25 protein-coding genes and 2 pseudogenes are annotated in these 24,566 nt (G+C 66.8%); 15 read left to right on the forward strand and 12 right to left on the reverse strand.

Translation table 11 applies throughout. The features are described from left to right. Positions 1 to 29: 29 nt before the first annotated feature. Together AB0F13_RS03355 and meaB are read left to right on the forward strand one after the other, a co-directional pair. Complete coding sequence (locus AB0F13_RS03355) at positions 30 to 1,241, forward strand: acetyl-CoA C-acetyltransferase (protein WP_362074273.1); 1,212 nt, start codon at positions 30 to 32, stop codon at positions 1,239 to 1,241. A 67-nt stretch (positions 1,242 to 1,308) separates the two neighbouring features. Beyond that, the gene (gene meaB / locus AB0F13_RS03360) at positions 1,309 to 2,277 is read left to right on the forward strand and encodes a methylmalonyl Co-A mutase-associated GTPase MeaB (RefSeq protein ID WP_362074276.1); all 969 of its coding nucleotides are present in this window, start codon (positions 1,309 to 1,311) and stop codon (positions 2,275 to 2,277) included. Between the two features lie 58 nt (positions 2,278 to 2,335). Here the strand turns inward: meaB and AB0F13_RS03365 are convergent, their stop codons facing one another. The 5 genes from AB0F13_RS03365 to AB0F13_RS03385 form a co-directional block, all read right to left on the reverse strand. Further along, entirely contained in the window at positions 2,336 to 2,836 is a 501-nt protein-coding gene (locus AB0F13_RS03365; RefSeq protein WP_362074279.1) for an RICIN domain-containing protein, read from the reverse strand. 471 nt (positions 2,837 to 3,307) lie between these two features. Next, a complete protein-coding gene (locus AB0F13_RS03370) occupies positions 3,308 to 3,784 on the reverse strand; it encodes a MarR family transcriptional regulator (protein WP_362074282.1) in 477 nt (158 codons plus the stop codon). A 101-nt stretch (positions 3,785 to 3,885) separates the two neighbouring features. Beyond that, entirely contained in the window at positions 3,886 to 4,653 is a 768-nt protein-coding gene (locus tag AB0F13_RS03375; protein WP_362074285.1) for an AIM24 family protein, read from the reverse strand. Continuing rightward, complete coding sequence (locus AB0F13_RS03380) at positions 4,650 to 5,300, reverse strand: AIM24 family protein (protein ID WP_362074288.1); 651 nt, start codon at positions 5,298 to 5,300, stop codon at positions 4,650 to 4,652. The genes AB0F13_RS03375 and AB0F13_RS03380 overlap by 4 nt, the downstream gene beginning before the upstream one ends. Then, positions 5,300 to 5,938 carry an AIM24 family protein gene (locus tag AB0F13_RS03385; RefSeq protein WP_362074291.1) on the reverse strand — a complete coding sequence of 213 codons (639 nt, stop codon included), beginning with the start codon at positions 5,936 to 5,938 and terminating at the stop codon, positions 5,300 to 5,302. The genes AB0F13_RS03380 and AB0F13_RS03385 overlap by 1 nt, the downstream gene beginning before the upstream one ends. Positions 5,939 to 6,112: 174 nt before the next feature. Here AB0F13_RS03385 and AB0F13_RS03390 point away from each other — a divergent pair, with 174 nt between their 5' ends. From AB0F13_RS03390 to AB0F13_RS03415, 6 genes are all read left to right on the forward strand, one after another. Further along, entirely contained in the window at positions 6,113 to 6,457 is a 345-nt protein-coding gene (locus AB0F13_RS03390; protein WP_362074294.1) for a DUF3817 domain-containing protein, read from the forward strand. Further along, a complete protein-coding gene (locus AB0F13_RS03395) occupies positions 6,454 to 6,768 on the forward strand; it encodes an MTH1187 family thiamine-binding protein (protein ID WP_362074297.1) in 315 nt (104 codons plus the stop codon). The genes AB0F13_RS03390 and AB0F13_RS03395 overlap by 4 nt, the downstream gene beginning before the upstream one ends. Before the next feature lie 55 nt (positions 6,769 to 6,823). Continuing rightward, positions 6,824 to 7,183 (forward strand): hypothetical protein, encoded by a 360-nt coding sequence (locus AB0F13_RS03400; protein ID WP_362074300.1) that lies wholly within the window; start codon positions 6,824 to 6,826, stop codon positions 7,181 to 7,183. A 128-nt stretch (positions 7,184 to 7,311) separates the two neighbouring features. Continuing rightward, positions 7,312 to 7,824 carry a MarR family transcriptional regulator gene (locus tag AB0F13_RS03405; protein WP_362074303.1) on the forward strand — a complete coding sequence of 171 codons (513 nt, stop codon included), beginning with the start codon at positions 7,312 to 7,314 and terminating at the stop codon, positions 7,822 to 7,824. A gap of 144 nt (positions 7,825 to 7,968) precedes the next feature. Further along, the gene (locus tag AB0F13_RS03410) at positions 7,969 to 8,301 is read left to right on the forward strand and encodes a DUF3817 domain-containing protein (protein WP_362074306.1); all 333 of its coding nucleotides are present in this window, start codon (positions 7,969 to 7,971) and stop codon (positions 8,299 to 8,301) included. A 129-nt stretch (positions 8,302 to 8,430) separates the two neighbouring features. Beyond that, a complete protein-coding gene (locus tag AB0F13_RS03415) occupies positions 8,431 to 10,131 on the forward strand; it encodes a methylmalonyl-CoA mutase family protein (RefSeq protein ID WP_362074309.1) in 1,701 nt (566 codons plus the stop codon). 10 nt (positions 10,132 to 10,141) lie between these two features. Here the strand turns inward: AB0F13_RS03415 and AB0F13_RS03420 are convergent, their stop codons facing one another. The 3 genes from AB0F13_RS03420 to AB0F13_RS03430 all read right to left on the reverse strand — a co-directional run bounded on the left by AB0F13_RS03420 (position 10,142) and on the right by AB0F13_RS03430 (position 11,846). Next, complete coding sequence (locus tag AB0F13_RS03420) at positions 10,142 to 10,339, reverse strand: hypothetical protein (protein ID WP_362074522.1); 198 nt, start codon at positions 10,337 to 10,339, stop codon at positions 10,142 to 10,144. A 47-nt stretch (positions 10,340 to 10,386) separates the two neighbouring features. After that, positions 10,387 to 10,674 carry a hypothetical protein gene (locus AB0F13_RS03425; protein ID WP_362074312.1) on the reverse strand — a complete coding sequence of 96 codons (288 nt, stop codon included), beginning with the start codon at positions 10,672 to 10,674 and terminating at the stop codon, positions 10,387 to 10,389. A gap of 236 nt (positions 10,675 to 10,910) precedes the next feature. After that, entirely contained in the window at positions 10,911 to 11,846 is a 936-nt protein-coding gene (locus tag AB0F13_RS03430; protein ID WP_362074315.1) for a VCBS repeat-containing protein, read from the reverse strand. 83 nt (positions 11,847 to 11,929) lie between these two features. Here AB0F13_RS03430 and AB0F13_RS03435 point away from each other — a divergent pair. Then, positions 11,930 to 12,740, forward strand: a pseudogene (locus AB0F13_RS03435) (IS5 family transposase). Positions 12,741 to 13,179: 439 nt separating this feature from the next. On the opposite strand, the gene AB0F13_RS03440 reads toward AB0F13_RS03435, so the two are convergent. Then, positions 13,180 to 15,093: an FG-GAP-like repeat-containing protein gene (locus tag AB0F13_RS03440; protein ID WP_362074318.1), complete on the reverse strand. Its 1,914-nt coding sequence runs from the start codon at positions 15,091 to 15,093 to the stop codon at positions 13,180 to 13,182. An 89-nt stretch (positions 15,094 to 15,182) separates the two neighbouring features. Continuing rightward, the gene (locus AB0F13_RS03445; protein WP_362074321.1) at positions 15,183 to 15,689 is read right to left on the reverse strand and encodes a hypothetical protein; all 507 of its coding nucleotides are present in this window, start codon (positions 15,687 to 15,689) and stop codon (positions 15,183 to 15,185) included. Between the two features lie 257 nt (positions 15,690 to 15,946). On the opposite strand from AB0F13_RS03445, the gene AB0F13_RS03450 reads away from it, so the two are divergent. After that, positions 15,947 to 19,924, forward strand: a complete 3,978-nt coding sequence (locus tag AB0F13_RS03450) for a polymorphic toxin-type HINT domain-containing protein (protein ID WP_362074324.1) — start codon at positions 15,947 to 15,949, stop codon at positions 19,922 to 19,924. Positions 19,925 to 20,189: 265 nt separating this feature from the next. Further along, positions 20,190 to 20,540, forward strand: a complete 351-nt coding sequence (locus tag AB0F13_RS03455; RefSeq protein WP_362074327.1) for a hypothetical protein — start codon at positions 20,190 to 20,192, stop codon at positions 20,538 to 20,540. A gap of 362 nt (positions 20,541 to 20,902) precedes the next feature. On the opposite strand, the gene AB0F13_RS03460 is transcribed toward AB0F13_RS03455, so the two are convergent. Then, positions 20,903 to 21,337, reverse strand: coding sequence for a DUF6009 family protein (locus tag AB0F13_RS03460; RefSeq protein ID WP_362074330.1), 435 nt, complete (start codon positions 21,335 to 21,337; stop codon positions 20,903 to 20,905). Here AB0F13_RS03460 and AB0F13_RS03465 point away from each other — a divergent pair. From AB0F13_RS03465 to AB0F13_RS03475, 3 genes and pseudogenes are all read left to right on the forward strand, one after another. Beyond that, positions 21,297 to 21,494: pseudogene (locus tag AB0F13_RS03465) on the forward strand (methylmalonyl-CoA mutase family protein); the annotation flags it as partial. The gene AB0F13_RS03460 and the pseudogene AB0F13_RS03465 overlap by 41 nt on opposite strands. Next, positions 21,487 to 22,263: a helix-turn-helix transcriptional regulator gene (locus tag AB0F13_RS03470; protein WP_362074333.1), complete on the forward strand. Its 777-nt coding sequence runs from the start codon at positions 21,487 to 21,489 to the stop codon at positions 22,261 to 22,263. The pseudogene AB0F13_RS03465 and the gene AB0F13_RS03470, both read left to right, overlap by 8 nt. Then, on the forward strand, positions 22,260 to 22,436 hold the full coding sequence (locus AB0F13_RS03475) for a DUF397 domain-containing protein (protein ID WP_362074336.1): 177 nt from the start codon (positions 22,260 to 22,262) through the stop codon (positions 22,434 to 22,436). The genes AB0F13_RS03470 and AB0F13_RS03475 overlap by 4 nt, the downstream gene beginning before the upstream one ends. Here the strand turns inward: AB0F13_RS03475 and AB0F13_RS03480 are convergent. Next, complete coding sequence (locus AB0F13_RS03480; protein ID WP_362074339.1) at positions 22,418 to 23,071, reverse strand: TetR/AcrR family transcriptional regulator; 654 nt, start codon at positions 23,069 to 23,071, stop codon at positions 22,418 to 22,420. The two genes, AB0F13_RS03475 and AB0F13_RS03480, sit on opposite strands and share 19 nt — an antisense overlap. A 235-nt stretch (positions 23,072 to 23,306) precedes the next feature. On the opposite strand from AB0F13_RS03480, the gene AB0F13_RS03485 reads away from it, so the two are divergent. Beyond that, positions 23,307 to 24,287 (forward strand): tetratricopeptide repeat protein, encoded by a 981-nt coding sequence (locus AB0F13_RS03485; protein ID WP_362074342.1) that lies wholly within the window; start codon positions 23,307 to 23,309, stop codon positions 24,285 to 24,287. Positions 24,288 to 24,566 lie beyond the last annotated feature (279 nt).

The raw sequence follows: 24,566 nt of genomic DNA on the forward strand, positions 1-24,566 counted from the left end.
ACATCCCTCCGCTCGAAGGGGCAGCGCCCATGTCTGGTACGAACGGACAATCCGGTACGACCTCCGTCATCGTCGCTGGTGCACGCACGCCCATGGGCCGGCTGCTGGGCTCCCTGCGCAGCTTCTCCGGGGCGGACCTGGGGGCCGTGGCCATCAAGGCGGCGCTGGACCGGGCCGGCATCGGCGGGGACCAGGTGCAGTACGTGATCATGGGTCAGGTGCTGCAGGCCGGCGCCGGGCAGATTCCCGCCCGCCAGGCGGCCGTCAAGGCCGGCATCCCCATGAGCGTCCCCGCGCTGACCGTCAACAAGGTCTGTCTGTCCGGGCTCGACGCCATCGCACTGGCCGACCAGCTCATCCGCGCCGGTGAGTTCGACGTCGTGGTGGCCGGCGGCCAGGAGTCGATGACCAACGCCCCGCACCTGCTGCCCAAGTCCCGCGAGGGCTTCAAGTACGGCGCGATCGGGATGCTCGACGCCATGGCCCACGACGGGCTGACGGACGCCTTCGAGAACATCGCGATGGGCGAGTCCACCGAGAAGCACAACACCCGCCTCGGAATCCGCCGTCCCGAGCAGGACGAGGTCGCGGCCCGCTCCCACCGGCGCGCCGCCGCCGCCCAGAAGAACGGCCTCTTCGAGGCCGAGATCACCCCCGTGGAGATCCCGCAGCGCAAGGGCGAGGCGGTCGTCTTCAGCAAGGACGAGGGCATCCGCGCGGAGACCACGGCGGAGTCGCTGGCGAAGCTGCGGCCCGCCTTCGCCAAGGACGGCACGATCACCGCCGGCACGTCCTCGCAGATCTCCGACGGCGCCGCGGCCGTGGTCGTGATGAGCAAGGCCAGGGCCGAGGAGCTGGGCCTGGAGTGGATCGCCGAGATCGGTGCCCACGGCAACGTGGCCGGCCCCGACAACTCCCTGCAGTCGCAGCCCTCCAACGCCATACGGCACGCGCTGGGCAAGGAGGGCCTGGGCGTCGAGGACCTCGATCTCATCGAGATCAATGAGGCATTCGCCGCCGTTTCGGTGCAGTCAATGAAGGATCTGGGCGTATCCCCGGAAAAGGTGAACGTCAACGGCGGTGCGATCGCGCTCGGCCACCCCATCGGCATGTCCGGCGCCCGCATCGTGCTGCACCTCGCGCTGGAGCTGAAGCGCCGGGGCGGCGGCGTGGGCGCGGCCGCCCTGTGCGGCGGTGGCGGCCAGGGCGACGCCCTGATCATCCGCGTGCCGGGCAACTGACCCACCCGGCCCAGCCGGCTCATCGCAACGGATCCGAGCGGACCGAACGGAACGGAACGGAGCAGTCATGGCGGACGTCCCCACACTGGTCGAGCAGGCGCGGGAAGGCCGGCCGCGCGCCGTGGCCCGGCTGATCTCACTGGTGGAGGGGGCGTCCCCCCAGCTGCGCGAGGTCATGGCCGCACTGGCCCCCCTCACGGGCAACGCCTACGTCGTGGGCCTCACGGGCTCACCGGGCGTCGGCAAGTCGACGTCGACCTCGGCACTGGTGAGCGCCTACCGCCGCATGGGCAAACGGGTCGGCGTGCTCGCCGTCGACCCCTCCTCGCCCTTCTCCGGCGGCGCGCTGCTCGGTGACCGGGTACGGATGTCCGAGCACGCCTCCGACCCCGGCGTCTACATCCGCTCCATGGCCACGCGCGGGCACCTGGGCGGGCTCGCCTGGGCCGCCCCGCAGGCGATCCGGGTGCTGGACGCCGCCGGGTGCGACGTGATCCTCGTCGAAACGGTCGGCGTGGGGCAGTCGGAGGTGGAGATCGCCTCCCAGGCCGACACCTCCGTGGTGCTCCTCGCGCCGGGCATGGGGGACGGCATCCAGGCCGCCAAGGCGGGCATTCTGGAGATCGGCGACGTCTACGTCGTCAACAAGGCCGACCGCGACGGCGCCGACGCCACGGCCCGCGAGCTCAACCACATGCTGGGCCTGGGCGAGGCCCGCACCCCCGGCGACTGGCGGCCCCCCATCGTGAAGACGGTGGCCGCGCGCGGCGAGGGCACCGACGAGTTCGTCGAGGCCCTGGAGAAGCACCGCGCGTGGCTGGAGGAGCACGGAGCGCTGGTGGAACGCCGCCGCCTGCGGGCCGAGCGGGAGGTCGAGACCATCGCGGTCACGGCTTTGCGTGAGCGCATCGGGGACCTGCGGGGCGACCGGCGCGTGGGCACTCTCGCGGCACGGGTCGTGGCCGGCGAGATCGACCCCTACGCGGCGGCGGACGAACTCGTCGCGGGTCTCACGGAAAACGGGGCGAGCGCCTGAAATGAGCCCGGCGAATTCCGCCGGGCTCATTTCGTAACGGGGAGGCTCCTCCGCACCGTTACTTCGTGTAGAGAGTCCACTCCTGGGCGGCCCTGTTGCGGCCCTTGTTCTCAAGGGTGACCGGCCTGTCCTGGCCGTGCGCCTGGATGACCTCGTCCGGATACTTCTGGCTCGCTACCGTGGTCTGGTCCAGCGCGGTGTCGAGTATCCAGCGCTGCGAGAGGCTTTGCGAGTTGCAGGGCTGCTGCACGATTCGCTGGCTGAGGCCCTTCGCGGTGAGGCACTTTCCGTAGTACGAGCCCCTGATCGTGTAGATGCCGGAGCCGGTCGGGGTCGTCCCCACCTTGTTCAGCCGCCATACCTGCAGGTTGTGCGCGGGGTGACGAGTCAGCACGTCATTGCCGTAGTACTCGTCGAGGTTCGTGTCGTCGCTGAACACCTGGATGGACGTCGGGAAGTCGGCCGGAGCGGCCGTCGCCGGGCCGGCGGTGGCCGCCAGGCCGCCCGTGAGGAGACCCGCCGCTGCGGCGATGAGCACGATCTTCCTGGTTCTCGCCATGTGATGCCTTCCTTTTCGCTGGTTGGCTTTGTCGGCGATCGGAAATTTAGGCGCTGGCGGTGGGCATAACCAGGGGAGTTCGGGCCAGCGTGCCGCTGTGAAGGTCAACCGTTCAACTCGTTGTATTCCCGCGGGTACCAGGCCGCCGGCAAGTGCGGAAAAGAGCCGGTTGGCGGGTGGCGGCAATCCGTTGAATGGGCGCGGGCTGCTTCCCAGGCGAGGGTGCATGGACAGCGGAACGGGCCATGGCCGTAAATCTCCCCGGCCAGGTGGGCACCATGCGCTTCCGGACATCGCGGAAGCAAACGCACCACGGCCATGAGTCCCGTTCGGGACGCGGGACCCATGGCCGATAGCGGTGGCGCGCACGGGGCTTGAGGCCGCCGCACATGCGAGTGAGGCTGCGGCGGCGCCCGGAAGGCGCCCCACAGCCTCACTCACACGTTCACACCTGACGTACTCGGCAGGTGCTCAGCCCCGCCCGCGCGTGGAGCGCAAGTGCTGTGCCACCGGTGTCAGTGACGCGTGCAGGGCCTTGAGCTCCCCCGGCGACAATAGGTCGATGAAGTGCTGGCGCACGGACGCCACATGGTGCGGGGCGACCTTGCGCATGGTCTCCCAGCCCTGTTCGGTGAGGACCGCGAACAGACCGCGCCGGTCGGACTCGCAGTTCTCACGCCGGACGAGCCCCGCGTTCTCCATGCGCGTGATCTGGTGCGACAGACGGCTCTTGGACTGCAGCGTCGCGGTCGCGAGATCGCTCATCCGCATCCGGTGGTCCTCCGACTCCGAGAGGTTGACGAGGATCTCGTAGTCGTTGTTGGTGAGTCCGAACGGCTGGAGGTCCCGTTCGAGCTGGTGCATCAGCAGCCGGCTCACGTCCAGATGGGCGCGCCAGGTGGCCTGTTCCTCGTCGCTGAGCCAGCGGGTGCCGTTCTCGGTGTCCATAGATGGATTCTACCTAAGAAGTTGAAAGATTAACTAAGGGCGGGTTTCGCGGAGCGCAAGGAGAGGTCATGCGTTCGATGTCACACTCCGCAGGGTACCGCTCACAGCCCGAAGCGGCGCTGGAGGTCCCCCAGCTGGCCCGGCATCCGCGGGGTCATTGGCTGATTTCCGGCGCTTCCCTGCGGAACGCCGGCCTGCGGCGGCGGCCCCTCGCCCGTGGCGATCTCCCCCATCAGCTGCTCGGTGGACTGCAGCAACACCGTCCCGGCGCCGACGAATTCAAACTGATGCTCCTCGCCCGACGCGCCACCGATGCCCGTCAGCCTGCGCACACCGCCCATGACCCCCCGCAGGTACTGGTGGTCGTAGTGATGGCACGGCGACGGGCAGTCCGCCCACCCCACCAGCGCCTGCGGGTCCACCCGGATCGGCGGCTCGACGAAGACGACCGGACCGTTGGAGGCGGCCACGAACTTTCCCGTGCCGATCAGGGTCAGGAAGCCCGGAATGATCGACTGCTTCAGGGACAGCGTCGGCTCGAACGCCAGCAGATTGCCTGAGCGGACCGTCAGATTGCCGTCCTCGAGGTCGTAGGAGTTGACGTCGAAGGAGCGGTCGGCGAGCAGCATCCTGCCCTGGCCCTCGGCGACCACCCAGTCAGCCGCGTGCAGGGGGGAGTGGAAGCTGCCGGAGATCAGCCGGTCGAGCGGGCCGTGGCCGATGCCGTGGAAGTCGATCTGCCCGTAGTAGGCGATCATCTTCCCCTTCTGCAGGAACCACTGGCCCTTGAGGTCGACGCTGAAGGCGTACGCGTTGACGTTGTCGTTGCTCGGCAGAGTCGTCGCGTCATGGATGACCGGGGCGTTCACAGCTTCTCCTCCGACGCCTGTACGTACACCGTCCCGGTGCCCGAGAGTTCGAGCCGGAACGCCTCGCCGCTGCCGCGGCCGACGACCTCACGCCAGCCGATGGCCGCCGTGAGCTTGTTGCGGACATCGCCCCGGTGGGCGACGTAGGCCTGCGGGTCGACGGTGATGGGCCGCTGCGGGTTGATCGGCAGCTCGATGAAGCCGCCGTGCGCCATCACGGCGACCGCGCCATGGCCCTTGAGGGTCGTGGTGAACAGGCCCTGACCGGTGACCTGGCCGCGCACCATGCCCATCACGCCACCCTGGGACCCCATGAACATCGTCCCCTGCTGCAGCGTCCCGTCGAACGCCAGCAGCCGGTCCGCCTCCACATAGAGGGTGTCGCCGGACAGCTCGATCACATGGACGTGATGGCCGCCGTGCCCGAACATCACCGTGCCGCTGCCCTCGACGCTCATCAGCGGCGTCGCCTCGTTGGCGATGCGACGGCCGATCATCCCCATCACACCGCCCTGACCGCCGGTGATGCTGGGAGTGAAGGAGACGTCGCCCTTGTAGGCGAGCATCGCCCCGCGCTGGCTGAACAGCCGCTGCCCCGGGATCACCTGGGCCTCGACCATCCGCGAGTTCAAAAGCCGGAACGGCATCAGATCTCACCCCCGATCGTGTTGCGCTCGCTCGGCTGCACGTACACGAGCCCTTCACCCTCGAAGCGGATCTGGAAGGCCTCTCCCGAGCCCTCGCCGATGAAGGTCCGGAAGTTCACACCGGACTGGAAGTGCTGCTTGAGCCTGCCGGTGTGCGCGATGTACGCGCCCGGGTCGACCTGCAACGGCATCTGCGGAGTCACCCGCAGCACGATCGCCGTGCCGTCGGAGAGGATCGCCGCCTGGCCGGAGCCCTCGACGGTGGTGGTGAACAGCCCGTTGCCCTGCGAGGCGCCCCGCAGGCCCGTGAACGTGGTGCCGGTCTTCAGCGCCGAATCCGTGCACAGCAGATTGCTGGCCTCCACGTACAGCGTCTCGCCCTGCAGCTTCACGAGGCTGATCTCGCTCGCCCTGTCGGCGAAGTAACAGGTGCCGTGTCCCTTCACCTCCATGACTTCCATCTGTTCGCCGGTGAGCCGGCGCGTGACCATGCCACGCAGGCCGTCACCGCCACCGGTCATCTTCTTGAATGCCATATCGCCTTCGTACGCGACCATTGCGCCGTTCTTGGCCTTGACCGCGTCGCCCGCCATGTCGACGGCGAGAACTTTGCTCCCGTGGAGCCGAAACTGAGCCACGCCCCGACGCTAGCGGGCGGACATACGCCTCCAACAGGCCCCAGGGGCCCTGAAACACTCCGGAACGGACCCGGATCCCTGGATCTACAGCCGGGCTGTAACAATGGAGCGGCTTGTGAATACCGTCACAAGCTGTGACCGCCCTGCCACTCCCGACCGAAGGTGTGCCCCCTCGTGGACCTCAAGACTGCCTCCGCCCTGCGCCGGCTCCGCCTGGTCTCCGCCCCGGAGGCTGTTTCCTTCCTGCTGCTGATCCTCTGCTCGGTCCTCAAGCGGACCACCGACTTCAACGCGGTGCCCGTCATGGGTGCCGTGCACGGCATCCTCTTCATCATCTACGTGCTCTTCTGGATCGACGCCTGGGTGAGCGCCAAGTGGCAGCGGAAGACCGCCGCCCTCTACTTCGTCCTGTCCGTCCTGCCCACCGGCGGCTTCTTCGCCGACCGCATGCTGCGCCGCGAGTCCGAGGCCGGCGTCATCGCCGCCCGGGCCCGCAAGGAAGGCGTGATCAGCGCATGATCGTCGCCTTCTCCGTCTCCCCGGTCGGTGCCGGCGAGGACGTCGGCGAGTACGTCGCCGACGCGGTACGCGTCGTCCGCGAGTCCGGGCTGCCGAACCGCACGGACGCGATGTTCACCTCCGTCGAGGGCGAGTGGGACGAGGTCATGGACGTCGTCAAGCGTGCCGTGGCCGCCGTCGAGGCCCGCTGCGGCCGGGTCTCCCTCGTGCTCAAGGCGGACATCCGCCAGGGCGTCACGGGTGGGCTGACGTCCAAGGTGGAGACCGTCGAGCGCTACCTCGCCGAGGGCGGCTCCGGCGCCGCGTCCTGACCGACCGCGGGCTGCCGGTACGCTCGGGGCCGAGCAAGATCGACAGGGGGTCACCATGTTCGGACGGTTCACGGGCGGGGCCAAGGGGCCCGAGGACTCGGGTCCCGCCCTCGGCGTGGTCGTGCTGCGCGACTCGCGCGCCATCGACGAAGCCGTGCGTGAGGCGCTGGCCGGTGCGAGCGACGAGGACCGGCCGGGGCTGGAGCGCGCAGCCGCGCTGATCGCGGCGCGGGCGGCGCGGCCGGAGAGCGAGATCCGGGGCGAGTGGGTGCGCGGCATCGTCGCGGCGCAGGGCGTGGACCTGCACGCGCAGGAGCTGCAGGCGATCAGGGTGCTGCGCAAGGCCCAGCCGCGGCTGGGCCTCGCCGAGGCGGTCCACCTGGTGCGCGAGGCGGCGGCGACCGACCCGCAGTAGCGGCCCGCGTCCGAAGGCTGAGCCTGCGACGCGGGGCCGCACCGGTGGCCTGGCCCCGCGTTCCGAGCGGTGCGTCCGAAGTCTGAGATGGCCCGGGACGCGATATGACCGAACTGTAGGCTCGTGTCGTGCCGAAGCCGCTCAGCCTCCCCTTCGATCCCATCGCCCGTGCCGACGAACTCTGGAAGCAGCGCTGGGGATCCGTGCCGTCCATGGCCGCGATCACCTCGATCATGCGCGCCCAGCAGATCCTGCTCGGGCAGGTCGACGCGGTCGTCAAGCCGTACGGGCTGACGTTCGCGCGGTACGAGGCGCTGGTGCTGCTGACCTTCTCCAAGGCGGGCGAGCTGCCCATGTCGAAGATCGGCGAGCGGCTGATGGTGCACCCGACCTCGGTCACCAACACCGTGGACCGGCTGGTCACGGCGGGCCTGGTCGACAAGCGGCCCAATCCCAACGACGGGCGCGGCACGCTCGCCTCCATCACGGACAAGGGCCGCGAGGTCGTCGAGGCGGCCACGCGCGACCTGATGGCGATGGACTTCGGGCTCGGTGCGTACGGCGCGGACGAGTGCGGCGACATCTTCCGGATGCTGCGGCCGTTGCGGATCGCCGCACACGACTTCGAGGACGTGGAGTGAGCTCTGCACTACAGTGGGCTCGGGTCAGTACGTGTGCTCCCCGCGTCGGCGGGGGTGAGCCGACCATGGCTGTGCACAGCACGAGCAGCATGAGGTGCTCCCCGCCTCCGCGGGGGTTTTCGCGAGTGGTTTAGTCTCGTAGGCATGAAAAGCAGCGTGCTGACCCGTTATCGGGTGATGGCCTACGTCACTGCCGTCATGTTGTTGGTGTTGTGCGCGTGCATGACCTTCAAGTACGGCTTCGGTATGGGCAAGGACCTCACGCTCGTGATCTCCCAGATCCACGGCGTGCTCTTCATCATCTACCTCGTCTTCGCCTTCGACCTGGGCTCCAAGGCCAAGTGGCCGCTCGGCAAGCTGCTGTGGGTGCTGGTGTCCGGCACCATCCCGACCGCCGCGTTCTTCGTCGAGCGCAAGGTCGTCCGCGAGGTCGAGCCGCTGATCACGGACGCGGCCCCCGCGACCGCCCAGGCCTGACGCTCCGCCGCGCCGCCCCGGACACCCCTTGTGTCCGGGGCGTTCTTGCGCGAAAATTTAGTAGGACGTCCTAGTAAATTCTTGACCTTGGGTTCCAGTACAGGGCGCGGAGAGGCAGACGAGACCACCATGGACGCAGCAGCCATCGAGGCGGGGCGCCGCCGCTGGCAGGACCGGTACGACAAGGCCCGCAAGCGCGACGCCGACTTCACCACCCTCTCCGGCGACGAGGTCGCCCCCGTCTACGGCCCCCGTCCCGGCGACACATACGAGGGCTTCGAGCGCATCGGCTGGCCGGGGGAGTACCCCTTCACCCGCGGCCTGCACCCCACCGGCTACCGGGGCCGCACCTGGACCATCCGGCAGTTCGCCGGCTTCGGCAACGCCGAGCAGACCAATGAGCGCTACAAGATGATCCTGGCCAACGGCGGCGGCGGTCTGTCCGTGGCGTTCGACATGCCCACCCTCATGGGCCGCGACTCCGACGAGCCCCGCTCCCTCGGCGAGGTCGGCCACTGCGGCGTCGCCATCGACTCCGCCGCCGACATGGAGGTCCTGTTCAAGGACATCCCGCTGGGCGACGTCACCACGTCCATGACCATCAGCGGACCGGCCGTCCCGGTCTTCTGCATGTACATCGTCGCCGCCGAGCGGCAGGGCATCGACCCGGGCATCCTCAACGGCACGCTGCAGACCGACATCTTCAAGGAGTACATCGCGCAGAAGGAGTGGCTCTTCCAGCCCGAGCCCCACCTGCGCCTGATCGGCGACCTCATGGAGCACTGCGCCCGCTCCATCCCGGCCTACAAGCCGCTGTCCGTCTCCGGCTACCACATCCGCGAGGCCGGGGCGACGGCCGCGCAGGAGCTCGCCTACACGCTCGCCGACGGCTTCGGCTACGTCGAGCTGGGCCTCTCGCGCGGCCTCGACGTCGACACGTTCGCGTCCGGCCTGTCCTTCTTCTTCGACGCCCATCTCGACTTCTTCGAGGAGATCGCCAAGTTCCGCGCGGCCCGCCGCATCTGGGCCCGCTGGATGAAGGATGTCTACGGGGCGAAGACCGACAAGGCCCAGTGGCTGCGCTTCCACACCCAGACGGCCGGTGTCTCGCTGACCGCCCAGCAGCCGTACAACAACGTCGTGCGCACCGCCGTCGAGGCCCTCGCCGCCGTCCTCGGCGGCACCAACTCCCTCCACACCAACGCCCTCGACGAGACCCTCGCCCTGCCCAGCGCGCAGGCCGCCGAGATCGCCCTGCGCACCCAGCAGGTGCTGATGGAGGAGACCGGCGTCGCCAATGTCGCCGACCCGCTGGGCGGCTCCTGGTACGTCGAGCAGCTCACCGACCGGATCGAGGCCGACGCCGAGAAGATCTTCGAGCAGATCAGGGAGCGCGGCCTGCGCGCCCACCCCGACGGCAGGCACCCCATCGGCCTCATCACCTCCGGCATCCTGCGCGGCATCGAGGACGGCTGGTTCACCGGCGAGATCGCCGAGAGCGCCTTCCGCTACCAGCAGGCCCTGGAGAAGGGGGCCAAGCGCGTCGTCGGCGTCAACTGCCACGAGGGCTCGGTCACCGGCGACCTGGAGATCCTCCGCGTCAGCCACGAGGTCGAGCGCGAACAGGTGCGCGTCCTGGTGGAGCGCAAGGCGGCGCGTGACGACGCGCGCGTCCGTGCCTGCCTCGACGCGATGCTGGCCGCGGCCCGGGACGGCTCGAACATGATCGAGCCGATGCTGGAGGCTGTGCGGGCGGAGGCGACGCTGGGCGAGATCTGCGGCGTCCTGCGGGACGAGTGGGGCACATACACGGAGCCGGCGGGCTTCTGACGTCTCTCGATCAAGGCAGTGGTACGAGCTTGACCACGCTGACGGTCACCACCGAAGGGCTGACCAGGTAGGTGATGAAGGCGATGTTGCCGACGGTCGCGTCGCGACGGTCATGATCGCCGCGAACGGCGCTGGAGCCACAGCCGTACGGGTTCAGAGCCAAGGCAGTCATGCCGTTCTCGAACAGCTTGCGCCGTTCGGCGGTCAGGCTCCGACGCTCGGTGTCGGCGTCATCGGTATAGGCGATGCGGTAGCTCAACCGGTGCTCCTGTACTCGTCACCCGATTCGTCGTCGAAGTGGACGCCGGAGAAATCCCCTGCCTTCAGGCGCGCGATCAGGTCCTCCTCCTCCGGGTCGTGCGCCTGCGGCGTCCGGAGGGCCCAACGAGCCAGGACACCGGAGATCTCATCCGCACCCGCCTGCTCCGTCTCGCGCTCGAACTCTGCCCGCAGCGGGGCGGGCAGTGCCTCCCGGATGCTGTGGATGGTGCCCGGCAGTTCCACCGTCCGGCCGCCGATGGTGGTCGTGAAGGTCTTCGCCATGTCCTGCCCCTTCCTCGATGCCCATGCCGCCGATGTCGACGTGGTCATTCGAACTATGCCTGCTGCCCGGCGTGGTGGTGAGCGAACACTCGAGAAGCGTGTCACTCGCAGATGCGGCAGCGCACGTGTTGCTTCACCCGTTAGCGTGAATCGGTTCGAAACGCTGGCGCCGGGCGAGCTGAATGCGACAAGGGTCGACTCCCGAAGGAGCCGACCCCCATGACTGCGAATCCGTACTACAGCTTGTTCGTCCAGACCTTGCGCGGCTCGTTGAAGCCGTCACCCTTGCTGGTGAAGGTCCACAGGGCGGCTTCATTGCGGCCGTCGGCGCCCTGACCGAAGTCATAAGTGACGCTGATGTCGGCCTTGCCATCGCCGTTGAAGTCGCCGGCGGTCAGCTCGCTGGTGTTCCAGTTCCAGCTGTCGGTCGAGCCCTTACCGCTTTCCCAGACCTTGCGGGGGTCGCCGAAGCCGTTGTCGGTGCCGGGGAACACCCACAGGCCGGTCTTGTTGCGGCCGTCGACTACGCCGTAGTCGTAGAGAACGGCGACATCCACCTTGCCGTCACCATCGAAGTCACCCGACGCGATCTTGCTGCTGTCCCAGCTCCAGCTGCCCGAGCTGTTCTGCCACTCCAGGCTGTTCCACACCTTGCGCGGCTCGTTGAAGCCGTTCTTGCCGTTGGCGGTGAAGAAAAGGGCGGTCTCATTGCGGCCGTCGGAGGACTTGCCGTAGCCGTAGAGGACGGCGAGGTCCGCCTTCTTGTCGCCGTTGAAGTCGCCGGACGTCAGCTTGCTGGAGTTCCAGTTCCAGCTGACCGGGCCGCTTTTCCACACCCTGACGGGCGCCTCGAAGCCCTTGCCGTTGCTGGTGAAGGTCCACAGGCCGGTCTTGTTGCTGCCATCGGTCTTGCCGTAGTTGTAGAGGACGCCGATGTCGGTCCTGCGGTCGCCGTTGAAGTCGCCGGCGGTGAGCTTGCTGGCGTCCCACCGCCAAGCGTCGAGCCCGCCCGTACCGGTTCCCCACACCGCGCGCGGCTCCTTGAAGCCGTCTCCGCTGGCGGTGTGGACCCACAGGGCGGCCTGGCTGAGATCGTTCTTGGACTGGCCGTAGTTGGTGAGCGTGGCGATGTCGGTTTTGCCGTCACCGTCGAAGTCGCCTGTCGTCGTCACGTACCGCTTACAACCGCTAACAGAATGAGGTCCGTTAAGGCCGTTGGCCGTGCCTGACGGGCGGGTTGAGCGTTATCCGGCTCGTGGGGGCATCGCCGTGGATCGTGTCGGATGAGCTGTGGGAGCGGATCGAGCCGCTGCTGCCATGCAACGAGCGCCGGTTCCGGTATCCGGACCGCAAGCGGCTACCGGACCGGGAGGTGCTGTGCGGGATCCTGTACGTGCTGCACACCGGGATCCAGTGGGAGTACCTGCCGCAGGAGCTGGGCTTCGGCTCGGGCATGACGTGCTGGCGGCGGCTGCGGGACTGGAACGAGAGCGGGATGTGGCAGCGGCTGCACGAGGTACTGCTGGCGGAGCTCAACGCGGCGGCGAGGCTGGACCGGTCCCGCTGCGTGGTCGACTCCAGCCAGGTCAGGGCCCTAAAAGGGGGCTCGCGACGGGCCCGTCGCCGGTCGACCGGGGCCGGGCCGGCTCCAAGCATCACCTGATCACCGACGGCCGTGGCACCCCGCTCGCGGTCATCCTCACCGGCGCAAACCGCAACGACGTCACCCAGCTGCTGCCCCTGCTCCACGCGATCCCGCCCGTGCGCGGACGTGTCGGCCATCCCCGCAGGAAGCCGGACTCGCTCTTCGCCGACCGCGGCTATGACCACGACATCTACCGCGACCACGTCCGCAAGCGCGGCATCGTGCCCGCCATCGCCCGACGGGGCACGCGCCACGGCACAGGCTGGGCACCTACAGATGGGTAGTTGAGCGCAGTTTCGCCTGGCTGCACGGCTTCAAACGCCTCCGCATCCGCTGGGAACGACGAGCCGACATCCACGAAGCCTTCCTCCGCCTCGCCTGCTGCCTCATCACCCTCAGACAGATCAACTCATTCTGTTAGCTGTTGTTAGACGCCGAACGGCTGCGGCCGACACTGGCCGCGGTCGGTCTCGCGCTCGTCGGCCGGGCCGGCGCCCGCATGGCGGCTGTGTTCGGGGTCTCCGTCAGCCGCCGCACGGTCCTGCGCATGGTCGGAGCCCTGCCCGAACTGGAAGCACCGGCCCCGCGAGTGGGCGGCGTCGATGAGTACGCGACACGCAGCCTTGGCTCTCGGCTGTGTGCGGGGCAGGGGTGTGTTGGGTGCGGCAGCAAAGTAGCAGTGAAGGCCGTCGCTGCCCCGTCGTATTGGAGGTGGCTGGCCTGGCCGCGACAGGACTGGGGATCCTCAGCCGCTCCCCGGAAGGTCAGACGCTGTGGTCCGGACAAGGAAGGCGGGGTCGGCGCTTGGCGCCGACCCCGCAACCGAGTCCTTCCCCACATGCGGTCGAACTCTTCAGTCGTCAGGCCTGCGGGGTGTTGCTCCACACGGGGCGCGGTTCGCCGAAGCCGCTGCCGTTACTGGTGAAGGTCCACAGGGTCATTTCGCTTCGGCCGTCTGCGCCCTGACCGTTGTTGTAGGTGACGCTGACGTCGGTCTTGCCGTCGCCGTTGAAGTCACCGGCGGTCAGTTCGCTGGCGCTCCAGTTCCAGCTGTTCACCGGGCTCGTATTGCTGTCCCATACCTTACGCGGGTCGCTGAAGCCGTCGCTGGTGCCGGCGAAGACCCAGAGGGCGGTCCTGTTTCGGCCATCAACCTTGTCGTAGGCGTAGAGGACGGCCATGTCGGTCCTGCCGTCACCGTTGAAGTCACCGGATGTGATCTTGCTGGCGTTCCAGTCCCAGCTTCCCTTGCCGTTGTCCCAGGCCTTGCTGTCCCAGACCTTGCGGGGCTCGTTGAAGCCGTTGTTCCCCTTGGAGGTGAACCACAAGGCGGTCTCGTTACGGCCGTCGGAAGTCTTCCCGTAACCGTAGAGGATGGCGAGGTCAGACTTCTTGTCGCCGTTGAAGTCACCGGCGACCAGCTTGCTGGAATTCCAGTTCCAGCTGTCGATCGAGCCCTTACCGCTCTCCCAGGCCTTGACGGGGGTATCGAAGTCGCTGCCGTTGCTGGAGAAGGTCAGCAGAGAGGTCGCGTTGCGGCCGCCAGTGATGCCGTGGTTGTAGAGGACGGCAATGTCGGTCTTGCCGTCACCGTTGAAGTCACCCGACGTGACTTTGCTGGACTCCCAGTTCCAGCTCTGCCAGTCGCCGGCTCCGCTCTCCCACGCCTTGGCCGGGGCATTGAAGCCGTTTCCGTTGCTGGTGAAGGTGAACAGCCCGGTTCGGTTCCGGTCCTCAGCGGTCTTGCCGTAGTTGTAGAGGACGCCGATGTCCGCCTTGCCATCGCCGTTGAAGTCACCGGTGGTCAGCTTGCTGGCCTCCCACCTCCAGCTGTCCGAGCCGCTCTCCCACACGGTGCGCGGTGCGTTGAAGCCTTCGCCACTGGCGGTGTACACCCACAGGGCCGCCTGACTGCGGCCGTCCTGGGCCTGCCCGTAGTCGGTGAGCATCGCGAGGTCGGCACGGCCGTCGCCGTCGAAATCACCGCTGGCCGTCACGTAGCGCTTGGGCAGGGATCGGATCTGCAGCATCCACGAGCTGATGTCGTCAAGGCGGGTACTGAGCGCGGACGTGCTGGTCTGGTTCGCTTCGGCGCCCAGGCAACCGCCGTGACCGGATTTGCTGGTGATTCCAGCGAGTTCGTAGCGGCCGCCAATGTTGCGGAAGGCGGGACCACCGGTGTCACCCTGGCATACGGCCGCGCCATCGGACTTGGCAGAGAGCTTGAGCGAGGTGGCGTTGACCGTGTTGATGGAGAATTTGCCGTAGTGCAGGCGGTCGGGGACCCACTCGTTCTTGGTCCGTCCGAATCCGGCAATCCACAGGTCTTCCCCCGGGAGCGCAGGGTTGGAGCTGATGCTGGCCGGGGTGATGCCGGTGACGGGTGTGGCCAGCCGCGCCATGACCAGGTCACGATCGGTTCGGGGTACCAGCTCGACGACGTCGACTACGGTCCCGGCTTCCCGCGTCAGGTCAGCGCGGCCGATGGTGGCCTTGGTCTTGAGCTGCGGAGTACCGGCGGGGATCTTCAGGCTCTCAGCCGGGTTGGCGGCGAAGCAGCTGGCGGCAGTCACCAGCCATTGCTGGTCTACCAGCGCGGCCGAGCAGCTGCGCTGGCCCTCGCCGATGTCGAGCTTGGCAGTGAACGGGAATGAGCCGTCCTTGGCCTGCTCACCCACCACGGCATGCGCCGAGGTGCCGATGAGCAAGCTGACAGCGACGGTCGACGTGAGGAACGCCGCAACCCGCGCAGCGCGCGGGCGTATGACAGACATGTTGTGGTGAATCTCTCTGGGATTGAAGTGCGGAAGTCTGTTGGGGTCCTGTGCCGTTGCACCGGGGGGTTGCATTACGGCTGGGTGCATCACCCAGTGACGCGGAGCTCGACCAGCACGGTGGGGCTGCCCGGGGCCTTGGTGCCTTGACCGACGGATGCATCCTCGTTCTTGTCCACGCTGACGTCCGTTGTCTTACCGTCGGCGGTGAGGCTGGCGCGGATGGCGAAGTCACCGGTGGAAAGGTGGTGCACCTTAGGTATTTCCAGAGACAGGTAGCCGGTCTTTCCCGTGCCAGTCACCTTGAAGCAGAACTTACCCCTGTCGGGATTCGGCTCTTCAGTCCGAGAAGACAGGACAACGATGTCTCGAGAAACATTGCAATCTGCCAGAACGATGTGCCCGTCACCTCTACGTAGAGCAACGCCGTGCTCCTTGAGAGCCTTTGCCGCATCAGGGTATGCAAAATTCTCCACGGCGAACGACATCGCGTCATCATCTGCGGGATCCGGGGCCGCTGTTGCGACACCCAAAGCAGACAGGCCCAGCACTGCCGCGAGAGACGCAACGATGCCTGCGAAGAGGGTCCTGCGCACGCGAGGTATCACTGTGATCCTTCCCCGGGCTTCATGAAAGCAGAAGCCGGATATAATTACAAGATAAAGAGTTGCCGAGAACGTATCAGGTCTCCTTGAGTCACGACACCCTGACTCTTCCTCAGGCGACGGCGCCGACTCCTGTGGTGTTACCTCCGGCAACACCACAGGCTCGGCGAAATTGTCATGATCCCCTCACGGTCGTCATGTTTCTCGGCTACCCGCCATCCCGTTCTGCTGCCATATGAACCACGGCTATGCTCACCGCGTTGATCTTCGCCTATGACATCGGAAGGAAGAAAACGTCGGTGAGATACCATCTTTTTTTGAAAAGCCCCCCAGAAAGGAGGTCACTTGGCATACGTGTAGCCTGTGCGTTCCTGCTGCCAATGGCACTTCTTTTGGGTTTGCTCGATGGAGCGGCCGCTGCCGAGGGGACAAAGAACGACGGCCTCTCGGGCCTAGGTGCGCGCGCTTCAGTGGTGGAGCTGTGGGCGCGGGGCGGTCCCGAGGTCAAGGCGGCGGCCGAAGCGGCCCTTGCGGGAACCGATGAAGACATACGTCGCTTCCTCGATCGCGACAGGGATCTGGCCGAACTCAACGATGACCGGATTGCTGCCTCGCGTATCTACGATGCCGGGGGTCCTGGTATCCGTGAGGCAGCCCGCAAGGCGCTTGCCGGCACGGCGGAAGAGTTGCGGGCCTTCCTGAAGGACGGCTGGCAGGAACCTCTGGAGCAAGACGAGCGCATCCAGGTCTCGCAGGTCATGGACGGCGCCGGGCCTGCCGTGCGGGAAGCTGGCCGTGCGGCCCTGCAGGGCTCCGCCGAAGATGTCCGCGAGTTCTTGGAGCAGGCTAAGGACACGGCGCAGGAAGCCGACGACCGTCTCAAGGTTTCCCAGATCATGGACGCCGGCGGTCCGGCGACCAAGGAGGCTGGTCGGGTCGCGCTCAGGGGGTCCATCGAGGACGTCCGCGAGTTCCTCAACGTTGGTCAGCACATCGCGCGCTCTCGTGACCAGGAACGCACCAGTGTTACCCAGCTGGCTCAGCAAGCCATCGAGGCCGGCAAGGTAGCCAAGCAGCAGACCGAGGCAGCCAAACAAGCCTCCGAGCGGGCTGTGAAGGCAGCGGAACTGGCGAAGGAATCGGCTAAGAAGGCCGCAGCCGAAGCCAAAGCCGCTGGCAAGGACGCTTCCCGCGCTGCGAGTGCCGCAGGACGAGCAGCCAACGCGGCGGCGGGCGCGGCCAGTGCTGCCCAAGACGCCATCAGTGCTGCTCAGGCCGCTAACTATGCAGCACGGATGGCGGCCAACGCCGCGGCCAACGCCGCCGCCGCTGCCGCCGCGGCATCCGAGGCGGCAGCACGCGCTCGCAGCGCAGCAGCGAACGCGGCGACGGATGCCAATGGCGCAGCCGCCGCGCGTCAGGCGGCTGAGAACGCCTATGCCGCTGCTCGTGCAGTGGACGAGCTCGGCGAGGCCGTCAAGCAGGTCGGGGTTGCCGCGAGGGCTGCTCAGGCCGCTGCCGGCGCCGCTGCCAGCGCGAGTGCCAATGCCAGTGAGGCAGCCGACGCAGCAGACGAAGCCGGAGGCCATGCCGGGGAGTCGAGTGCTCAGGCCGCTCAGGCACGGCAGTACGCAGCCATGGCCCGGAGCCAGGCTGCCGCGTCCGCCCGTGCGGCAAGGCAGGCGCAGGCACTGGCCAATGAAGCAGCCAATGCAGCCGATGAGGCGCTGGAGGCAGCGAAAAAGGCGGCCCAGCACGCTCGGAACGCTGCCAAGGCTGCCGAGGAAGCGGCTCAGCATGCCGGCGAGGCAGTGAGCGCGGCGAAACAGTCGGATGAGCATGCCAAGGCGGCGAAGGAAGCAGCCGACCAGGCAACCGCCGCTGTGGAGACAGCGCGCAAGGTGCAAGAAGTCGCCCGGAAGGTCGAGGCCGAAGAGCTTACAGCTCGAACCGCCATCCGGGTCGAGCGTGCCAGGGTCCTCAGCCAGGAAGACGACCAGCGCGCAGCGGGCGTCAAGCGCGCAGCCGCGGAGAACAAGGCACTCGACGAGGAAGCCGCACGCCTTGCGGCGGAGGCATCCAAGCCGGGCACCAACGCTAAGGAGATGGCCGTCCAGGGCCGCAAGCTGGCCGTCCAGGTTCTCAAGGTCCATGGCCCCTGGAGTCAGGCGGCTGCCAAGGCCGCACTCGCAGGATCCGACGACGCCGTCCTCAGGTACCTGCGATCCGGCCGGCAAGAAGCCGTGCAGGAAGACGAACGCGCCGAGGTCCAGCGCCTCGCGCTGGAGAGCAGTCTCGAGGCAGTCCGCAAAGCAGCGCAAGAAGCACTCAAGGGCGACTCCAAGCAGATCAGCGCCTTCCTGAACACCGGCCAGCACGACGCCGCGCTCAACGACTACCGCCTGCGCATCAGCCAGGTGTCCGACGGAGCAGGAAAAGAGGTCAGGGCCGCCGCCCGCACCGCGCTCAGGGACGACTCCGTCGACAAGCTCCGCCAGTTCCTGGCGGAAACTCAGTACACGGCGCGTGAAGCCGACGAGCGCGTCGCCGCTTCCCGTCTTATGGACGGCGGCGGACCCGAGACCAAGGCAGCCGCCAAGGTCGCCCTCGAAAGCCCGCCCCAGCTTCTCCACGCCTTCATCGAGACCGGGCAGTACGCCACAGCCCGCCTGGACCAGCTCACCGCCACTCACATCGCAGGCGTCAAGCAACTCATCGCCCAAGCAGGCATAGCCGCTGCGACCGCACAAGAAAACGCGGCGGACGCCGCCGCGGTGGCAGCCACCGCCAACGAGGCAGCAGACAAGGCCGTCGACTACGCCAGACAAGCCAAGGAATCAGCCAAACAGGCCCAGGAATACGCCACACAGGCACGCCAGTACGCAGAACAAGCGGCACAAAACGCCGCCGAAGCCGCACGCTCAGCCCAGACCGCCCGAAAAGCCGCAGCAGCAGCAGCAGCAGATGCCGACGCCGCTGATTCATACGCCGCCGACGCCGAAGCATCGGCCGCCTGGGCCCAGGACAGCGCCGGCGAAGCCTACCGCTCAGCCGCCGAAGCCTACGCCTCAGCCACTCAAGCCGGTCAGGACGCCGACGCAGCCACGATCGCCTCGGCAAAAGTAAAAGCACACGCACACGCACTGTGGATCCAGGACCGCGAGACAGAACTTCTTCACCAAATAAGAACAGAGGAAGCCGACGCCCGGAAAAGAGCGCTAGAGACTGGCGAAATAGCCGTCTGGAATAAAGAATGCCCTAAGACTGATGTACGGTGCTACGACGGCGCCTTGGGCTTTACTTTCGAATGGTACGGCCTGAAAAGCGGAGTCGAATGCCTCGACAAAAAGGACTTTGACAGCTGCAAAGATCTCATGCTGGTGCTCAGCCCCATGAAAAAGGCTTCCCAGCTAGGGAAAGCCGCCAAAAAGGGTGGCAGCACTGTCCGAGACATCATTCGGAAATGGTTTCCCTGTAAATGCTTCTTGGCCGGCACTCAAGTGCTCATGGCCGACCACACCACTAAAAAGATCGAGGACGTCAGAGAAGGAGACCAAGTCCTCGCTGCCGACCCAAACACACGGGAGCCGACACCCCGCACAGTCACCCGGCGAATCGTCACGGACGAGGATAAACAGTTCAATGAACTGACAATCGGAACCCCTGACGGCGCGAAGAAACTTGCGGCCACCTCCGAGCACCCGTTCTGGAACCCTGAGCAGCGCCGCTGGCTCCCGGCAAGCAAACTCGCACCAGGCTCCAGCCTGCTCACCAGTAACCAGACCATAGTCCGGGTCCTGGACAACCACCCATATAGCCAACAAGCACGTACCTACAACCTCACCGTTGAAGGCCTTCACACGTACTATGTGCTCGCGGGCGCGACTCCCGTCCTCGTACACAACAGCAGCTGCAATGTTGCCAACGAGCGGCGTCTGCAGGCCCGGCTTGCTGGGGAGGAGCTCGCGGGCGCGGACGGGCACGCGTTCGAAAAGCATGTGCTGAGTCAGGGCGAGTTCCCAGGCATTCGGACTCGCCAACAGTTCGCCGAGATGATCCAAGATGTGATTCTCAACGGAGAACGGCGAGTCGGGGGCGGTGGACGCAGCGCTTACTGGCGAAACGGCGTGATTGTAATCAGAAATCCTAATTCCAGGGACGGAGGGACTACTTTCGCACCTAAGGAAGGCTACGAATACTTCACCAGGAATTTCAGACCGGAATAGGAACCTTACGTGCAGGTGCAGGATCAAGGCTCAGAGATCGTGGTCACCATGACCAGGGAAGAATTCTTCCTTGTCCAATCGCTCATGAGTGAAGCGCTCGAGACCGGGGACGATCGGGACTTCGACACTCGCGTGGGAGCAACCAAGGATAAGGTACGGGTTCTTTTGCGGAGCTTGCCGGACCTGCCACTGAGCGGCCGATAACAACTCCACTTGAACGATCAAGCGCAACGTGGGCCCCGTCAGGTAAATCCTGGCGGGGCTCATGCATTACCTGATGGAATTAGTTGACATCACGGCAATGGATACGATAACTACTACTTGCGAGAACCTAAGTAGCTGGATCGACGCAATGTCGAAGCTCACTTCTGAATTCACGATGAACTTCGAGGCTACCTACGGCTATGATCCAGGAGAGAACTGTCTTGTAGCAGTTGTCGCCGATCAGGAGAATGACGCACTTCAGGCGCTTTCCGCCCAGGAAGTTCCGAGCGATCTAATCCACTTTTACCGTAAAGTGAAGCAAGTGCAGCTTCCTGATGTCGGTAACGGAATCTTTGTGAATTCTGCCGAGGATGTCGTTGACGGACTAGCTGGGGGCAGCCCACAGAGGTAATCGGAAGCGTCAACGACTCAATCATCGTTTTCGGGTCGGACGGGGGAGGCGGGCTTTTCGCCCTGAACTCCTCGGGCAACAAGGTGTACCACCTCAAGGGTGGAGCCCTGATCGGCTCCACGTACGACGTTGACGACTCAGGCGTTGATTCGATTACAAACGGGTTCTGGGGATTCCTGGAGCATTTGCGTCAAGAGATGTCCGACGCCTTGAACCCCAACTAATATCGGATCGACAGGCCGTACGCTAACCGATCCTGGGGATCAGGCGCAGCACTATCGCTCCTGGTCCCCAGAGCATTTGGGATGCCTCACAATATTTGGGGGTGGCTACTTCCACATTTGTGACGATCACTGAGCTGCTCAGAGCGGCAAAGTTATGCCCAGCTCGCGCATCGCGGTGGACGGCGGACCGCCTTCGGAGCGTTCTGTCTTACTGCCCTTGGCCCCCGCCGCCAGGGTGCGTGGGTCAACGGCTTCGGCCGGGGCTCCAGTGACGTAGAGACCCTCCGGGGCGCTGTCACGGTCGTGGGGAAGGAGCCAGAAGACGCGGCGGCGGAAGGTGCCGGAGGAGCGGGAGGGTTTGGCGGCGGGGCCGAGGATGGCGTAGCCGATCATGCGGCCGTCGCGGTGGTAGGCGGGCTTGCCGCGGCGGGTGGGCAGGCGGTCCAGGCTCTGACGTACGTAGTCCAGGTCGGTGGTGTCTTCGAGCCAGACGAGTTCGGTCTCGTGGCTGATCTCGTCTTCGGTGATCAGGGAGCGCGGCCTGCGCGCCCACCCCGACGGCAGGCACCCCATCGGCCCCATCACCTCCGGCATCCTGCGCGGCATCGAGGACGGCTGGTTCACCGGCGAGATCGCCGAGAGCGCCTTCCGCTACCAGCAGGCCCTGGAGAAGGGGGGCAAGCGCGTCGTCGGCGTCAACTGCCACGAGGGCTCGGTCACCGGTGACCTGCGGGAACCAGGTCAAGTTGTGGCGGATGGACGCGGGTGTGAGCCGGGAGGCGCTGAGCCAGGAGGCCGGGTACGGGTACGAGGCCCTCAAGTCCATGGAGCAGGGGCGGCGTAAGCCGAGCCAGCGGTTGCTTGAGGTCGCGGATGAGATGTGCGGGGCGAGGGGGAAGCTCGCAGCCGCGCTGGCCTATCTCGAACCAGAGCGGTTCGCTGTGCGGGCGCAGGAGTACTTGACGCTCGAGGCTGAAGCGATCGCCCTGCACTGGTACGAGACGTTGCTCATTCCGGGGCTGCTGCAGACCGAGGATTACGCGCGTGCGCTGATGAGCAACCACTGTCCACCTGTGGACGACCACACCATCGAGTCGCGCGTGGCCGCTCGGGCTCAGAGGCAGGAGCTGCTGGAGAGGCCGATCGTGCTGTTCAGCTTTGTGATCCATGAGGCGGCTCTGCGGAGCAACGTGGGCGGACCCAAGGTGATGAAGGCGCAGCTTTGCCGTTTGGTGGAGGTCGGCGAGCAGCGCCACGTGTCGGTCCAAGTACTGCCCATGGGCTTTGGCGTCACCCCGGGCCTCGGCGGGCCATTCATCGTGGTCGAGACAGCTGACCACAGGCACTACGGCTACGAGGAGGGTCAGGAAACCGGCATGTTGCATGCGGATGTCGAGAGGGTGAGTGCCCTGATGAAGCGGCATGCCATGATCCGCATGCATGCCCTCGGCGACGCGGAATCGGCTCAGTTCATCAGCGAGGTGGCAGAAGAACTATGAAGCTCAGTTGGTTCAGGTCCAGCTACAGCGGTAGTGACGGCAGCGCCTGTGTCGAAGTCGCCACCGCCCCCGACACCGTCCGCCTCCGTGACTCCAAACGGAAGGACGGCCCCCACCTCTCCATACCCGCCGCCGCCTGGGCGGACTTCATACGCTACGTACCCGAGGCCTGACTCATAACCCCCAGGCCGCCCACCAGCAGCCCCGCAAACCCCCGCGCCCACTCCGCGTCCACCGGCTCCGCGCTCACCAGCGTCCGGTGCACGACCGCGCCCGCGATCACGTCGAAGATCAGATCCGCGGTACGGGCCGCCGCGCCCGGGTCGTCCTCGCGCGGCAGCTCCCCGCGGGCCTGGGCGCGCTCGCGCCCGAGGAGTACGAGCCGCTTCTGCCGGTCCACGATCGCCCCGCGGATGCGGTCGCGCAGCGCCTCGTCCCGCGTCGACTCCGCCACCACGGCCATCAGTGCCGTCTTGGTCTCCGGGCGCTCCAGCAGTGCCGCGAACTGCAGCACGACGCCCTCGATGTCGGCCTGCAGGCTGCCCCGGTCGGGGAGTTCGAGGTGCTCGTCGAAGAGTGCCGCCACCGCGTCCACGACGAGCTCGTTCTTGCCCGCCCAGCGGCGGTACAGGGTGGTCTTCGCGACCCCGGCCCGGGCCGCCACGTCGCCCAGCGTCAGCTTGCCCCACCCGAGCTCCACCAGGGCTTCGCGCGTGGCGCCGAGGATCGCGCGGTCGGCCTCGGCGCTGCGCGGCCGGCCCGTACGGCCGCCGGAGGTGCGGCTGGCGGGGGGAGGAGCTGGGGTCATGGGAGGGACCTTACCGCCGGGTAGGTCCACCGGTATGACTCAGATCACAGCGCCACGGGTGACGCTTCCAGTTACGCTACGACTCGTAGCGTAAGAGTTGAGAGCGACAACCACGCATGCCGGGTGGGGACCCGGCGTCACAGCGAACCGCTACGGGTTCACGGTTCAGGGGTACGGAAATCACGCCCTGGGCGTACTTTTCCGGTTCGCCGCGCGGAGGGGGGAGGATAGGCCCATGCAGCCACGGAACATGTCCATGAGTGGAGTGGTCGACCTCGCCGCGGTGAAGGCGGCCGGCGAAGCGAAGCAGAAGGCGGAGCAGGCGCGCGCGGAAGCGGCGCGCCAGGGCGGCGGCGTGCCCGCCGCCGGTGCCGGGCGCCTGGTCTTCGACGCCGATGAAGCGGGTTTCGACCAGGAAGTCCTGCAGCGCTCCGCCGAGGTGCCCGTCGTCGTCGACTTCTGGGCCGACTGGTGCGAGCCGTGCAAGCAGCTCAGCCCGGTGCTGGAGCGGCTGGCGCAGGAGTACGCGGGCCGGTTCGTCCTCGCCAAGGTCGACGTCGAGGCCAATCAGCTGCTGTTCCAGCAGTTCGGCGTGCAGTCCATCCCCGCCGTCTTCGCGGTCGTGGCCGGACAGGCCCTGCCGCTCTTCCAGGGCGCGGCGCCCGAGGAGCAGATCCGGCAGGTGCTGGATCAGCTCGTCGCGCTGGCCGAGCAGCGCTTCGGCATCGTCGGCGGGCCCGTCGAGGGTGACGCGGTGGGAGAGGGTGCCGGCGTCGCCGCGCCGATGGCTCCGGCCGGTCCGCACGACAGCGCCCTGAGCGCGGCGCACGACGCGCTGGACGCCGGTGACCTGGGCGGCGCGGTGCGCGCGTACCAGAACGTCCTGTCCGACGACCCCGGCAACCCCGAGGCGAAGCTGGGCCTGGCCCAGGCCGAACTCCTGCAGCGCGTGCAGGGCATGGACCCCCAGCAGGTCCGCAAGGCCGCCGCGGACGCGCCGGGCGATGTCCGGGCGCAGATCGCGGCAGCCGACCTCGACCTGGTCGGCGGGCATGTCGAGGACGCCTTCGGGCGGCTGACCGACGTGGTGAGGAAGACGGCCGGCGAGGACCGTGAGGCGGCCCGCGTGCGGCTGCTGGAGCTGTTCGAGGTGATCGGCCCCGACGACCCGCGGGTGACGGCCGCAAGGGCGGCGCTCTCGCGCGCGCTGTTCTGACCGACCCTCGTCCCTCCTGTGCCCCAAGCGGCACAGCCACTGCGCTTTACCAAATCTTGGTAATCGCGCGTCCTGTTACTGCAAGTAAGAAGAACCCGGGTTTTCGCCCGGGTTCTTCTGTTTCCTCCGCTTCTTTCCGAACACGCTGCGGAGCCTTCGCGCAGGGGGCCGATGCCGAGTGGTCGCCCCTTGGTTATCGGCTCGTTACTCGCCAGTAATCAGCCTCTTGTGCCCCGGCCGGGAATGCATCACGATCGGCCCAGCCCGGTCCATCCCCGC

This window comes from Streptomyces sp. NPDC026206 (genome assembly GCF_040638465.1).
Classification (GTDB): Bacteria; Actinomycetota; Actinomycetes; order Streptomycetales; family Streptomycetaceae; genus Streptomyces.